This is a genomic window from Brevundimonas sp. (assembly GCF_041648115.1).
In the GTDB taxonomy this organism is placed as follows: Bacteria; Pseudomonadota; Alphaproteobacteria; order Caulobacterales; family Caulobacteraceae; genus Brevundimonas.
Map to the genome: position 1 here is coordinate 40,556 of NZ_JBAZPR010000002.1, position 13,455 is coordinate 54,010.

A 13,455-nucleotide genomic window follows, 5' to 3' on the forward strand; every position below is an offset into this window, starting at 1 on the left:
TTGTGTGGGACATCCAGACACCAGCCGCAGCTTCGAGCCTACGCCGGATAGATGCCCTGACGTAGGCTGAAAACCACACTTTAGTGGGGTTGTTCGTCTTCTCCGATCAATCCTAGTTGCTGAGACGGTCAATCAGAACCGATCTTACGAACACAGTGAATGTGTCTGCATTGGGAAAAGGAGACGACAGGTGAGCACCCTCGCACGAAATCCGTCCGCCGATAGCGCGCCGGACCACTATGTGGACAGGAAACGCTATCTGTGGATGTTGTCGGTCGTCTGGCCCGCAGCGCCGTTGATCGGCCTTTACCTGGTCAGCTTGACCGGGTTGGGTGTTTTTTACGCCTTTACACTGGTTGTCTGGTATGCCGTCATTCCGGCTCTGGACATCGTATTTGGGAACGATCCGAACAATCCTCCGGAGGCGGCTGTGGCGCGCCTTGAGGCGGATCGTTACTATCGTGTTCTAACCTATCTGACCGTCCCCGTGCATTATGCCTCGCTCATCGTCTCGGCATGGTGGGTGGTGACCCAGCCGATGGCCTGGTGGGAAGTCGTCGCGCTTGCCCTGTCTCTGGGCATTGTCAATGGCCTGGCGCTGAACACTGGCCATGAATTGGGACACAAGAAGGAAGCCTTTGATCGCTGGATGGCCAAGATCGTTCTGGCCGTGGTCGGCTATGGCCACTTCTTCATCGAACACAACAAAGGTCACCATCGCGACGTTGCAACTCCGGAAGATCCGGCTACGTCCAGGATGGGTGAGAGCATCTATAAATTTTCGCTGCGCGAAATTCCGGGAGCCTTCAAGCGCGCCTGGAATCTGGAAAAGGTGCGGCTTGAACGCGTGGGCAAGGGTATCTGGAGCCTGGATAATGAAATCATCCCGCCGCTGCTGATTTCCCTGATTCTCTACGCAACCCTTTTGCTGGCGCTCGGACCAGATCCCAAGCTGCTGGTGTTCTTGCCCATCCAGATTGCGTTCGGATGGTGGCAGCTGACCAGCGCCAACTACATTGAGCACTATGGATTGCTGCGCGAGAAAACGGCGGACGGGCGTTATGAACGCGCCCTGCCCCGGCATTCCTGGAACAGCAATCACATCGCCTCGAATCTGATCCTGTTCCATCTTCAACGTCATTCCGATCACCATGCTCACCCGACGCGCAGCTATCAGTCTCTCCGTGACTTTAAAGGGCTTCCGGAGTTGCCGAGCGGCTATCCGGGCATGTTCTTCATGGCGCTCATCCCGCCCGTGTTCCGGTCTGTGATGGACCGCCGCGTTGTAGAATGGGCTGGCGGCGATCTTGGCAAGATTCAGATCGACGGCGCGCGCAGAAAACAGATTGAACGCAAGTTCGGCGCGGCTTCACGCCGGCCAGTTCGGGCGGCGGCCGAGTAGAAACCCACCTCGAGCGACTATCCGAGGAGGCTCGTTCCCGGGTCTCCTCGGCCGACCGTCGCGGGCCGGGATGGCGTCCTGAAAAGCGGGGCGCGGGTGATCGCATCCTCGTCACCAGCCTCGTCGCCGGAACTCAACTTTCAAAGACAAATCGATAAAGGAGCAGGACATGGCCCGGTTTCAGTGTCCCGATTGCAGCTACGTCTATGATGAAGTCCTAGGAGAGGCCCACGAAGGGTTCCCACCCAGTACATCATGGGCGCAAATTCCCGATGACTGGGCCTGCCCCGATTGTGCCGTGCGCGACAAACCCGATTTTATTCCATTGGGCTCGGGCGAAACCACAGAAAACACCGGACGCCGATCCAGCGCCGGGGCCGGAGCCGGGGGATGATCAGCGCCGGCCAGGGGACAGAACCGTCGGGTATTGCTGCGGAACCCGAGCCGTTCGCGAAATGGCACTGCGTGACCTGCGGTCACATCTACGATGAGGCTCTGGGTGATCCCGATACGGGCCTGGCGCCCGGCACCCGATGGGCGGATGTCCCCGCAGACTGGTACTGCCCGGACTGCGGCGCGACCAAGGAAGACTACGATCTCTATGGGTGATCCGTTCGAGTGGACGATCATTTTCCGGTCGGCAATCTCGGGAATTTATGAAGGAGAACGGAATGACCGTTCACGCAATAACGGCAACCAGCATGATGTCGGGTAAGCCCCGCGTCGAGGATACGATCGAGTCCCTGTTCGCGCTGCAACGTCAGTCGGCTGTTGATAATCGGGCGAAATTTACACTGAACGCAAGGCTGGCCGTTCTGTCGCGCTTGAGGGCGACGCTCAAGCGTAGAGAAAACGACATCATCGGAGCCCTTTACGCAGATTTCAGGAAGCCTGAGTCCGAGGTGCGCCTGACCGAGCTATTCCCGGTCTACCAGGAAATATCACACGCCCAGCGCCACCTCCGATCCTGGTTAGCGCCGCACCGGGTTCCCGGCTCGTTGGGGATGTTCGGAACCGCCGCGCAGGTCCGCTATCAAGCCAAGGGGGTCTGTCTGATCATTTCCCCTTGGAATTATCCGGTCAATCTCAGTTTCGGCCCGCTGGTGTCGGCCCTGGCGGCTGGAAACACCGCCATAATCAAGCCGTCGGAAATGACTCCGCACACCTCCGAGTTGATAAAAGACATCGTCGAAGAAACTTTCCCCAGGGAACTCGTTTCCGTTTGCGAAGGCGACGCCCAAGTTTCTCAAGCCCTGCTGAATCTGCCCTTCGACCACATCTTCTTCACCGGTAGTCCCAGTGTCGGCAAGATGGTGATGGCGGCGGCGGCGAGACACCTGACATCCGTGACGCTTGAACTGGGTGGCAAATCACCGACGATCGTCGATTCGACCGCGAATATCGAACAGGTCGCCCGCAAGCTCGTCTGGGGCAAGTTCGCGAACAACGGCCAGACCTGCATCGCTCCTGACCATGTCTATGTCGCTCGCGACCGGGCAGCGGATCTGGTCGACGCGCTTCGGCGCGAGATCAGGCGGGTGTACGGACAGACGAGCGGACAGCAGAAGGCCGGACCGGACTATTGCCGGATCGTGAACCGTCGGCATTTTGAGCGACTGAGCGCCCTAGCCGACGACGCCACGGCCAAAGGTGCGACGGTCCTGGAAGGCGGGACGCGAGATCCAGAGCAGAACTATTTCTCACCGACGATCCTGGGCGGGACGACGCCGCATATGGCGATCTCGCAGGAAGAAATATTCGGCCCAATTCTTCCAATCATCGAATACGACGACCTTGGCGCCGTTCTGGATGAGATTAACGCCTCTCCAAAGCCCCTTGCAATCTACGTCTTCAGCAATAACGCTTCTTTCTATGACGCTGTTATTCAGAAGACCAGTTCTGGTGGCGTCTGCATTAATCATAACGTTGTCCACTTTCTGCATCCAAACCTACCGTTTGGAGGAGTCAACAACAGCGGAATTGGAACTGCTCACGGGTTCTACGGCTTCAAAACCTTCTCCCATGAACGATCTATTCTAAAGGACAAGTTTTCCATTTTGGGTCTTCTCTTCCCTCCATATACTGCTCGCGTAAGAAAGCTCATCGAGATGACCGTTCGCATACTTGGATGAGGTGAGAACAAACGAATGATTGGGAGGGAAATTATGTTTGACTATATCATCGTCGGGGCGGGATCAGCCGGATGTCTACTGGCCGAACGTTTGTCGACGAATCCAAAAACGCGCGTCTGCCTGCTCGAGGCAGGTCCGCCGGATCGCAGCGCGCTGATACACATGCCCATCGGGATCGCCCTGCTGTCAAAGAGCAAGACCCTCAACTGGGCTTTTGACACGGAGCCCCAGCCCAATCTTGGCGACCGCCGTCTGTTCTGGCCGCGGGGCAAGACGCTCGGTGGGTCCAGTTCGATCAACGCCATGGTGTACATCCGCGGCCACGCGGACGACTACGACGCGTGGGGCGAGGCGGCGGACCCGATCTGGTCGTACAAGAACGTGCTTCCACTGTTCAAGCGGATGGAGGCCAATGAACGGTTTGGGAACGACGAGTTCCATGGCGGCGACGGGGAGTTGCACGTCAGTGACCTGCGAACGGTCAACCCGCTGAGCGAGGCTTTCGTCGAAGCGGGACGGGAGATCCAGCTTCCGCACGTTCAGGACTTCAATGGAAAAACCCAGGCCGGCATCGGCCGCTATCAGGTCACGCAGCGCCGCGGCCGACGTTGGAGCTCCGCGCGCGCCTTTCTGTCCAAGGCCCGGGAACGCTCGAACCTCACGATCATCACCGGCGCGCGGGTGACGCGGGTCCTTCTGGAAGGTCAAAGGGCGGTTGGGGTGACCTACTCCGTCGGGGGCAGGCTGATCGACGTCCGCACCGATGGAGAGGTCATACTGTCCGGTGGGGCGGTCAATTCGCCCCAACTGCTGCTGCTATCGGGCATCGGCGACGCGGCGGAGCTGAAAGCCCATGGCATTCCGGTGGTCGTGGACAGCCCGGAGGTCGGGAAGAATCTGCAGGATCACCTCGACATCACGATCATGCATGAATCGAAAGACCGCACGCCGATCGGCGTCGCATTGTCGTTCATTCCTCGGGCCTTTGCCGGTCTCCTGTCTTACGTCTTCCTGGGAAGAGGGTTCCTGACGAGCAATGTGGCCGAATCCGGCGGGTTCGTGAAAAGCTCGCCGGAGCGGTCGCGGCCGAACATCCAGTTCCACTTCCTGCCGACCCTGCTGAAGGATCATGGCCGGGAGTTGGCGTTCGGATACGGCTATACCCTGCACGTCTGCGATCTGCTGCCCAGGAGCCGGGGAAGGATCGGGCTGAAAAGCTCCGACCCCTTCGACGACCCGCTGATCGATCCAGGTTATCTCTCGGCGCCCGAAGACCTTGAGACCATGGTCGCGGCGGTGAAGCTGGGGCGGCGCATCCTGTCGGCGCCGTCGATGGGAGTCCATTCCAGGACCGAACTGGTTCCAGGGGCATCGGTTCAGACCGACGCGGACATCGTGGCGGACATCCGAAGGCGGGCCGAGACGATCTACCATCCCGTAGGAAGCTGCCGGATGGGGCGTGATCCGGCCTCGGTCGTCGACCCGGCGCTTCGGGTGCGAGGGGTGCAGGGCCTTCGGGTCGTGGATGCGTCTATCATGCCCGCGCTTGTGGCCGGCAACACCAACGCCCCGACGATGATGATCGCGGAAAGAGCCGCGGAACTCATTCTCGGCAAAACGAAACTCGCATCCGGCGCAACCGGGGAGGCTGTCCACTAGGCCATGGCCACAACGAACCGGAGCCGCGCCGAACGGGCGCGCTCCCGATGCCCGAATTCATTACCAAACCATCAACAAACGCCGATCCCGCCAACAGGGACGGCATACCAGGGAGGACAGTTTCATGAGTGCGAACGGCAAGCCCAACGCTGTACGGCTTTCACAACTCGCCGCAGTGATCGCGGTCTTCTGTGTCTTTTCAGCGCAAGCCGCTTCGGCCCAAGAGGCTCAAGATTTCAAGCGATGGGCCGTCAGCGTGAATGCAACGCAAGTTTTCGTGGATGAGGAGGCATCGGGCCTCACCTTGGGCGGCGGACCCGTCCCCGGCTCCAACGTCAGCATCGAAGATGTAAGCTCGGTAACGGTCGATGTCGGATACTATTTCACGCCCAATATTGCGGTAAATCTGTTCGTCGGTGTGCCGCCCACTGCCGAAATTGACGGCGCCGGTTCCATCGCGCCCCTCGGATCTCTGGCGGAAGTTGACTTCGGGCCAGTGATCCTGTCGGCCCAGTACCATTTCAACGGTCTGGGTCAGGTCCATCCCTATCTCGGGCTGGGCGTGGGGCGAATCGTCTTCCTTAACAAGAACGACAAGGCGTTGACCAACTTTGACATCGACGACAGCTGGGCTCCGGCAGTCCAGGCAGGCGTTCGTTACGACCTCAATCCGGCCTGGATGCTGAATGCCGACGTCCGATACGTCCCCTTCTCCGCCGACGCCTCCGGATCGCTTGGGGGCGCGCCTGTTCAGGCGACCCTGGATATCAAGCCGATCCTGGCGAATGTCGGGTTGGTCTATCGGTTTTAGGTGTGATCGGGTCCTTCCGAGCGGAGGATCTGAGAACTAGGGAGAAATCCAGTGTTTGGACTTATGATGGACCGTCCGTTGCTGATATCGCAACTGATTGAACACGCGGCGGAGTATCACGGCGACACAGAGATCGTTTCACGCTCGGTCGAGGGACCGATCCATCGTTATACCTACGCGGATGCCGGCCGGCGCTCACGCCGGCTCGCGAAAGCGCTTGCAGCATTGGGCGTCGCCCCGGGCGACCGGATCGGCACCCTCGCCTGGAACGGCTATCGGCATTTTGAAGTGTATTTCGCGGTCTCCGGCATCGGAGCCATTTGCCACACTATCAACCCGCGCCTGTTCCAGGAGCAGATTGCCTATATAATCAATGATGCAGAAGATCAATTCATCTTCGCCGACCTCAACGTGCTCGCCATTCTCGAAGGCCTAGACAAGAGCTTGAGCGGCGTTCGCGGCATCATAGTGATGACAGATCGGGCACACATGCCTGCACAGAGCGTCCTAAAAAATCTGCTTTGTTACGAAGACCTCGTTCTGGCCCAGGACGAAACATTTGAATGGCCCGAGTTCAACGAGAACACCGCTGCCTCGCTTTGCTATACATCTGGGACGACTGGAAACCCAAAGGGCGTTCTTTACAGCCATCGATCGACAATACTTCATGCATTTGCGGTCAACGGCGCAAACGCCATAGGCCTGACGGCCGATGACACAATCCTCCCCGTTGTGCCGATGTTCCACGCCAATGCCTGGGGCATTCCCTACGCGGCGCCTATGGTCGGCGCCAAACTCGTGTTTCCGGGCTTCAAGATGGACGGCGCAAGTCTGTTTGAACTGTTCGAGGCTGAGGGGGTTACGGCAGCGGCTGGCGTACCGACGGTTTGGCTTGAGCTTCTGCGCTTCTGCGAAACCGAATCACGGAGCCTGGACTCGCTGCAACGAACACTGATTGGCGGATCGGCGCCGCCGCGCGCGATGATCGAACGGTTCGACAAGGCTCACGGGGTTCGGGTTCTTCAAGGTTGGGGCATGACCGAGATGAGCCCTCTGGGAACGATCACTTCCATGCGGCGCGGCGAGCGCGATTTGCCGGCGGAGGCGCAGTACGACCTTATCGCCAAACAGGGACGCCCGATCTTTGGCGTGAGTTTGAAGATCGTCGATGACGCCGGTCGCGCTTTGCCTAAAGACGGGGTCGCTTTCGGGGATTTGCTCGTTCGAGGTCCATGGATCTCGGGGTCCTACTTCCACGGTGTTGACCCTTCGGCATTCACAGAAGATGGGTGGTTCAAGACCGGGGACGTCTGCACGATCGACCCGCACGGTTATATGACCATCACTGATCGCTCCAAGGATGTGATCAAATCCGGCGGCGAGTGGATCGGTTCGATCGACCTTGAGAATATCGCGATGGGCCATCCGTCCGTGCAGGAGGCCGCGGTCATTGGCGTTCCACATCCCCAGTGGGACGAGCGTCCCCTGCTCATCGTCGTGAAGCGACCGGAGGCGGACGTGACCCGCGAGGACTTGTTGAAGACCTTTGAAGGCAAGGTCGCAAAATGGTGGATGCCGGACGACGTCGTCTTCGTCGAGGCCCTTCCGCACACCGCAACGGGAAAGCTTCTCAAATCAAGGTTGAGAGAAGATTTTCGCGACTACAAGCCGATTTCAGCCGAGGAATGAAAGCGAAGGCGACATAGGCTGCTCATTCGCTCTGAACGAGGCGATCCATCGGCCTCATCTCATCGTTCAAACGGCGGTCCACCCGTAGGGTACGCGTTCGGTCAGTGCGTCAAGAAACATCAGCGTCGGAGACCGCGTTTCAGAGGCTCGGCGCCCAGAAAATGTTCGAGACCGACGACCCGCCCGCTGAGCGTAGATTTCGAGGATCCGAGCAGTCGAGGCGCCTGTGTAAACCCTCCAGTCTCCACCACCTTGGCGAAGACATCCAGATCGCGAGGTCCAGCATCTGGGCATCCGGCCAAAGGCGAATGCGCCAGAAGCGATCCGGACGGAGGCGTCGTCAGGGCGAGCCGGTCGGATGTTCCTCGGGTCCGTGAACCACCGCCCCACATTCGAGCGCCCTCACGCCGTGAGCCTTGAGACGAGCCTGAGCAGATCGGCGGGGCGGATGGGTTTGGACAGGTATTCGTCGGCCCCTGAATCGGATGCGGCCGCGATGTGCTCGGGCATGACGTTGGCCGACAGGATGGCGATCGGGGTTCGCGCGAGGCCCAAGCGTTCTTCGAGGGCGCGAATCTCCCGGACGGCGGTCAGCCCGTCCATAACCGGCATCTGCATGTCCATAAGGACGAGGTCGAACCGTCCGGACTGGAAGGCGGCGACGGCTTCGGCGCCGTCGACGGCCGTGGTGCAGCGCGAGCCGATCTGCTCGAGGATCATCGTGGCCACCTTGAGATTGATCGGATGATCGTCGGCGATCAGGACGGTGAGGGTACGGCCGATCTCGATCTCGTCGCCTTCGATGACGATCGATCCGACGGCTCGCAGGGCTCGAACGGGAGGTCGATCCAGAATGTCGCCCCCTCGCCCGGGATGCTGTCATAGCCGATCCGTCCTTTCATGAGGCAGACGAGTTCGCGGGAGATGGCCAGCCCAAGGCCGGAACCGCCGAATTTGCGCGTGATCGTGCCGTCGGCCTGCTGGAAGCGGGCGAAGAGATCGCCGGAGGCCTGTGGGTCGAACCCGACCCCGGTGTCGGCGACCACTACCCGGACACAGCCGGCCTCGGGCAGGGTGACGATGACGGTGACCTGGCCCCGCGTCGTGAACTTCACCGCGTTCGAGATCAGGTTGTTCAAGACCTGACGCAGACGATTGCCGTCACCTAAGATGAAGCGATCGGCGTCCTCCGGCAGTTCGAGGACGACGGCGACTCCCTTCTCCTGCGCGCGCAGGGTGAACAGGGCGCAGGCCGAGCGAACCATGTCCCCGAAATGGTAGGGGACGTATTCGAGGGTGACCTCACCGGCCTCGATGCGGGCCATGTCCAGGATGTCGGACAGCAGGGTGGTCAGGGTGTCCGCTGAGGACTGGATGATCTGGACGAGTTCACGATCCGGTGCCGAGAGCGGAGATCGCGCCAGCAGATCGACCATGCTCACCACGCCGTTGAGAGGCGTTCGTCTCTCATGGCTCATGTTGGCCAGGAACTGGCTCTTGGAGACGTTGGCGCTTTCGGCCGTCAGCCGCCCCTGCTCCATGAGCCGGAGTTTCTGGGCCAGCTGGTTCGAGGCGGCGATCGCAAGCACGACGAAAAGCAGGCCGGCGACGCCCATCTGGGCGGTGAGCCAGGGCGGATAGCCGGCCATCAGCACCGAGGCGGTGACGGCGCAGAAGCAACCAATGTGGGGCAGGATGGAGGCCCAGGTCAGGTGCCGGGAGCCTGCGCAGGCGATCACGCCGTTCACTATGGCGCCGGCGATAACAAGGATGGCGGCGATCACCGAGAGATCCTGGCCGCCGAAGGCCTGCCGGACTGCAAAGGCGCAGAAGACGAGATTGTTGAGGGCGATGAAGCCGACCGCCCGCCATGCCCAGACGGTCGAGGGCGTCCAGTCCTCCGACTTCCGCGACACCCGAAAGCCCCAGAACTCGAGCGCCTGGAGGATCGAGTAGACCAGCAGCCAGGCCAAAGCGAAGGGCCACCCTGTCATAGTGAAGAAGGCCAAGGCGATGACCGCGCCGAGTCCGATGCGGGTTCGCCACTGCCGGGCCCGCGCCACCATGGCGCCGCCAAGACGGCTGAGATCGCCCTGGTTCATGTCATCGCCCCTTCACAGGCGCCCGAGAGCCATTGCGACCATCGAATCAACGCGTTCGCGCAAGCCTGGCGCCGGAAGACACCGACGGCCAGGAGCGGCACCATAACAGCATGCTGAACAGCGCGACGAGGCCGACGACGCCACCAGCGCGCCATTGAGTGCCCGCCCACCCCGGCTCACACGACCGTTCACGGTCCGGAAATTCGCTGTCTGCTGTCAGGCCGCTCAACTGAGATCCACGACCTGACGAGCCGGTCGCCGGAGATGGTGAAAAACGACGCTCCGCGCAGCACCACGCGCTCCCCGGCCCTGAACTCTCCGAGGTCCACGGCCGGCGTACCGGTCCAGTCCACCTCAGGCGCCACATGATCCCCGGCGATGACCGCAGTTCGAACCTCCAGCCGCCGGAGGGTGAAGGTTTCCGCCGCCTGGGCTGCGAGGCGGGCGAAGGCATCGCGCCCGTCGATGCGCAAGGAGGGCCTGGTGTTCGAGACGTTTTCGAACAACACCGTCTCCGAGACGCACGCGACCAGGGCCTCCACATCCCTCCGATTGTAGGCGTCGAGATATCGGTGGATGATGTCCGGCAGGGCGGTCCGTTCAGGCATCGCCGGGCTCCTGGCTCGCGGACCAAGACATGTCGCTGACATCCTTCCCGATGCCCCCGCAATACCGCGCATAGAGGGCAATGACGAAGTAGCAGACCACCGGAATGACGAAAGCGATCCGCAGGGTTGAGACGTCTGCGACATAGCCTGTCAGCGGCGGGACGATGGCCCCGCCGACGATGGCCATACAGATGATGCCGGACCCCTCCGCTGCGCGTTTACCGAGACCGGCGGAAGCCAGGGTGAAGATGGTCGGGAACATCACCGCATTGAACAGGCCGACGGCGAGCAGCGCGTAGCCGGAAATTGCGCCGGTCGTGAACACCGACAGGGCGATCAACACAACGGCGCCAAGGGCGACGCTGGCCAGTACCTTCCATGGGGCGATGAACCGCATGACCCACGCGCCGATGAAGCGACCGACCAGGGCGCCGCCCCAGTAGAGGGCGAGGCGCTCGCCGGCGCCCTGTGCCGGCAGGGCCAGGGTGTCGGCCTGCATCAGATAGTTGGTCATCAGGCTGGCGACCGCGACCTCGGCGCCGACATAGACGAAGATGCCCAGAGCTCCGAAGGCGAAGCGTGGCTGCTTGAGCAGGTTGAAGGCGCTGAGGAAGCCGATGGTCGGCGCCTGGTCTTCCACCAGACGATTGCGATTCAGCCAGACCACACCAGCGACGACCGCCAGGGCCACGGCTATGCCGATGTAGGCGTGGGTGATGACGGCGGATTCCGCAGCGCGGTAGGCGGTCAGGGCCGTTCCGCTCAACTCCGCGGCGCTCACCGTCGCCAGCGACCCCAGGATCAGCGTGGCGCCGACCCAGGGAAAGAGTGTGGTGCCGAGCGAGTTGAAGGCTTGGGCGAAGGTCAGACGGCTCGAGGCGGTGTCGGGCGCGCCCAGCATGGAGATCAGCGGATTGGCGACGACCTGGACCAGGGTCACCCCCGCCGCCAGGACGAACAGGGCGCCGAGGAAGGCCCCGAACAGGCCCGCGTTGGCGGCAGGAATGAACATCAGGCAGCCGGCCATCATGATCAGCAGGCCGACCACGGCGCCGCGCATGTAGCCGACTTTCTGGACGAGGGCGGCCGCTGGCAGGGAGACGATGAAATAGGCGGCGAAAAAGGCCGTCTGGATCAACATCGCCTGGAAATAGCTGAGCGAATAGAGCTCCTTCAGCTTGGGCACCAAGACGTCATTGAGGCTGGTGATGCCGCCGAAGATGAAGAACAGCCCGAAGACGAACCATTGCAGATAGCCGACGTCTCCCTTCGGGCCGCTCGACGACGGGACGGTGTCATTTGCGGGCGTGGCGATCATGGGGTGGTTTCCGGTCAAGGGCGGCGTCTTCTGGAAGCGGGGCTTTGTGTCAGGGCGCCGTCGGCGCGGTTTCGGACACGACGTCTGGATAGCGATCCAGAAGGACGCGGGTGACCCCGTTGGTCCAGCCAAAGCCGTCCTGCAGGGGATACTCGCCGCCGCCGCCGGGCCGCTGTTGCTCGACGTCGTATTTCTCGAGCATCTTGCCGGTCTCGCGGTAGACGCGGTCGACCGTGCCGAGCCAGCGCGTGCCAATGGTCTCGGCTGTGGCGCGATGCCCGTAACGGTCGAGGCCCGAGATTGCGACCCATTGCAGCGGCGCCCAGCCGTTGGGAGCGTCCCACTGCTGTCCGGTGGTCAGGGCGGTGGTGCGCAGGCCGCCGGGCGCGATTAGGACGGCCTCGGTCTGGCGCGCCGTGTCGCGGGCTTGGCTGCGGTTCGCCCAACCCGTGAACAGGGGATAGAGGCCCGCTGCGGAGACGCTCGACGTCATCCGGCCGGTCCGGCGGTCCCAGTCTCCGAAGCGGCGCTCCGAAACGCTCCAAAGGTACCTGTTCATGGCGCGTTTTCGGGCTCCCGCGCGGCGATCGAAGTCCCGCACGCAGGCGCGCTCAGCCAGGGCCCGGCAGTGGGCAGCAATGGTCCGCTCGAGTGTCCAGAGCAGGCTGTTGAGGTCGACCGGCACGATCTCGGTCGTGTGCAGGGTGGCGATGTTCTGCGGATCGTCGAACCAGCGCGAGCTGAAGTCCCAACCGCTCTCCGCCCCAGAGCGCAGGTCGCGATAGACCTCTGCAGCGGGCCGGCCCGTCGCCTCGCGCGCTGTGGCGACGTCCTCGGCCCAGCTTTCATCGCGCGGCGTGTCGCGGGAGTCCCAGTAGCGGTTGAGCAGGGCGCCGTCCGGCATCCGCACGACGTGGTCGCAGGCGCCGGTCGCGGCGACGCAGTCGGCCCCCTTCATCCAGAAGGCGTACTCACTCTGCATCGCCGAGAGCTGGGTCCGGCGACTTTCGGAGTCCGTGCGGTCGGACAGTCCGACCATCAGGGCGAAGAATGGCGGCTGAGACCGGCTCAGATAATAGGTCCGCGCGCCGTTGGGAATGTGCCCGTGCTCGGCAATCAGGACCTCGAAATTCTCCAGCATGGACTCGACCAGGGCATCCTGCCTGTCGGCCTTGAGGCCCAGCATCGTGAAATAGGTGTCCCAGTAGTAGATCTCGCGGAAGCGGCCGCCGGGGACGACGTAGGGCGACGGCAGGGCCAAGGCCGAAGAGCCCTCGACGGGCTCCAGCGGCGCGCGTGTCAGCACAGGCCAAAGCGCCGCGATATGGGCCCGCAGCGAAAGGCCTTCCGCGACGAGAGGGGAATCCGATGCGGGCGACGCGTCCGGGACGATGAAACGGGCCTCGACGAAGGCCCGCAGGGCTGCTTCGCCCTCCGGGCGTTCGCGCGCGTAGTCCGCCATGATCTCGGCCACGGGGCGGCGGGGCACGGCGTCCACGAAGGTCTTGCCGTCCCCGAACACCTTGCCGGCCTGAATCGCTTCGAACAGGGGACCATAGAGGTCGGCGGGCGTCGGGTCGGATACCCGCGCCGCAGTCAGCACAGTCGCGGCCGCGACGGCCAGGACAAGACGATGGAGGAAAGGGCCTGTCGAGAACATCAGGGGAGACTCTGGAAATTGACCGAGGGCCGGCCTGGCGCACAAGCGCAGGCAGCGGGCTCTCTGTTTGGGGT

At 62.1% G+C, this 13,455-nt stretch carries 13 protein-coding genes; 7 read left to right on the forward strand and 6 right to left on the reverse strand.

Annotated elements, in window-relative coordinates:
• Nucleotides 1-190 precede the first annotated feature (190 nt).
• The 7 genes from WC597_RS01740 to WC597_RS01770 all read left to right on the forward strand — a co-directional run bounded on the left by WC597_RS01740 (nt 191) and on the right by WC597_RS01770 (nt 7,693).
• Complete coding sequence (locus WC597_RS01740; protein WP_372691472.1) at nt 191-1,402, forward strand: alkane 1-monooxygenase; 1,212 nt, start codon at nt 191-193, stop codon at nt 1,400-1,402.
• A 169-nt stretch (nt 1,403-1,571) separates the two neighbouring features.
• Nucleotides 1,572-1,796, forward strand: a complete 225-nt coding sequence (locus tag WC597_RS01745; protein WP_372691473.1) for a rubredoxin — start codon at nt 1,572-1,574, stop codon at nt 1,794-1,796.
• 32 nt (nt 1,797-1,828) lie between these two features.
• A complete protein-coding gene (locus tag WC597_RS01750; protein ID WP_372691731.1) occupies nt 1,829-2,011 on the forward strand; it encodes a rubredoxin in 183 nt (60 codons plus the stop codon).
• Between the two features lie 62 nt (nt 2,012-2,073).
• Nucleotides 2,074-3,534, forward strand: coding sequence for an aldehyde dehydrogenase family protein (locus WC597_RS01755; RefSeq protein ID WP_372691474.1), 1,461 nt, complete (start codon nt 2,074-2,076; stop codon nt 3,532-3,534).
• A 33-nt stretch (nt 3,535-3,567) separates the two neighbouring features.
• The gene (locus WC597_RS01760) at nt 3,568-5,193 is read left to right on the forward strand and encodes a GMC family oxidoreductase (protein ID WP_372691475.1); all 1,626 of its coding nucleotides are present in this window, start codon (nt 3,568-3,570) and stop codon (nt 5,191-5,193) included.
• A gap of 124 nt (nt 5,194-5,317) precedes the next feature.
• The gene (locus WC597_RS01765) at nt 5,318-6,004 is read left to right on the forward strand and encodes an OmpW family protein (RefSeq protein ID WP_372691476.1); all 687 of its coding nucleotides are present in this window, start codon (nt 5,318-5,320) and stop codon (nt 6,002-6,004) included.
• 51 nt (nt 6,005-6,055) lie between these two features.
• Nucleotides 6,056-7,693, forward strand: a complete 1,638-nt coding sequence (locus tag WC597_RS01770) for a 3-(methylthio)propionyl-CoA ligase (protein ID WP_372691477.1) — start codon at nt 6,056-6,058, stop codon at nt 7,691-7,693.
• 119 nt (nt 7,694-7,812) lie between these two features.
• On the opposite strand, the gene WC597_RS01775 is transcribed toward WC597_RS01770, so the two are convergent.
• From WC597_RS01775 to treF, 6 genes are all read right to left on the reverse strand, one after another.
• Complete coding sequence (locus tag WC597_RS01775) at nt 7,813-8,085, reverse strand: LysR family transcriptional regulator (protein WP_372691478.1); 273 nt, start codon at nt 8,083-8,085, stop codon at nt 7,813-7,815.
• Between the two features lie 10 nt (nt 8,086-8,095).
• Entirely contained in the window at nt 8,096-8,413 is a 318-nt protein-coding gene (locus WC597_RS01780) for a response regulator (RefSeq protein ID WP_372691479.1), read from the reverse strand.
• A gap of 38 nt (nt 8,414-8,451) precedes the next feature.
• Nucleotides 8,452-9,795 carry an ATP-binding protein gene (locus tag WC597_RS01785; protein ID WP_372691480.1) on the reverse strand — a complete coding sequence of 448 codons (1,344 nt, stop codon included), beginning with the start codon at nt 9,793-9,795 and terminating at the stop codon, nt 8,452-8,454.
• Between the two features lie 188 nt (nt 9,796-9,983).
• Nucleotides 9,984-10,403: a nuclear transport factor 2 family protein gene (locus tag WC597_RS01790; protein ID WP_372691481.1), complete on the reverse strand. Its 420-nt coding sequence runs from the start codon at nt 10,401-10,403 to the stop codon at nt 9,984-9,986.
• On the reverse strand, nt 10,396-11,721 hold the full coding sequence (locus WC597_RS01795; RefSeq protein WP_372691482.1) for a sugar MFS transporter: 1,326 nt from the start codon (nt 11,719-11,721) through the stop codon (nt 10,396-10,398). Before WC597_RS01795 ends, WC597_RS01790 begins: the two co-directional genes overlap by 8 nt.
• A gap of 49 nt (nt 11,722-11,770) precedes the next feature.
• Complete coding sequence (gene treF / locus WC597_RS01800) at nt 11,771-13,381, reverse strand: alpha,alpha-trehalase TreF (protein ID WP_372691483.1); 1,611 nt, start codon at nt 13,379-13,381, stop codon at nt 11,771-11,773.
• Nucleotides 13,382-13,455: the final 74 nt, after the last annotated feature.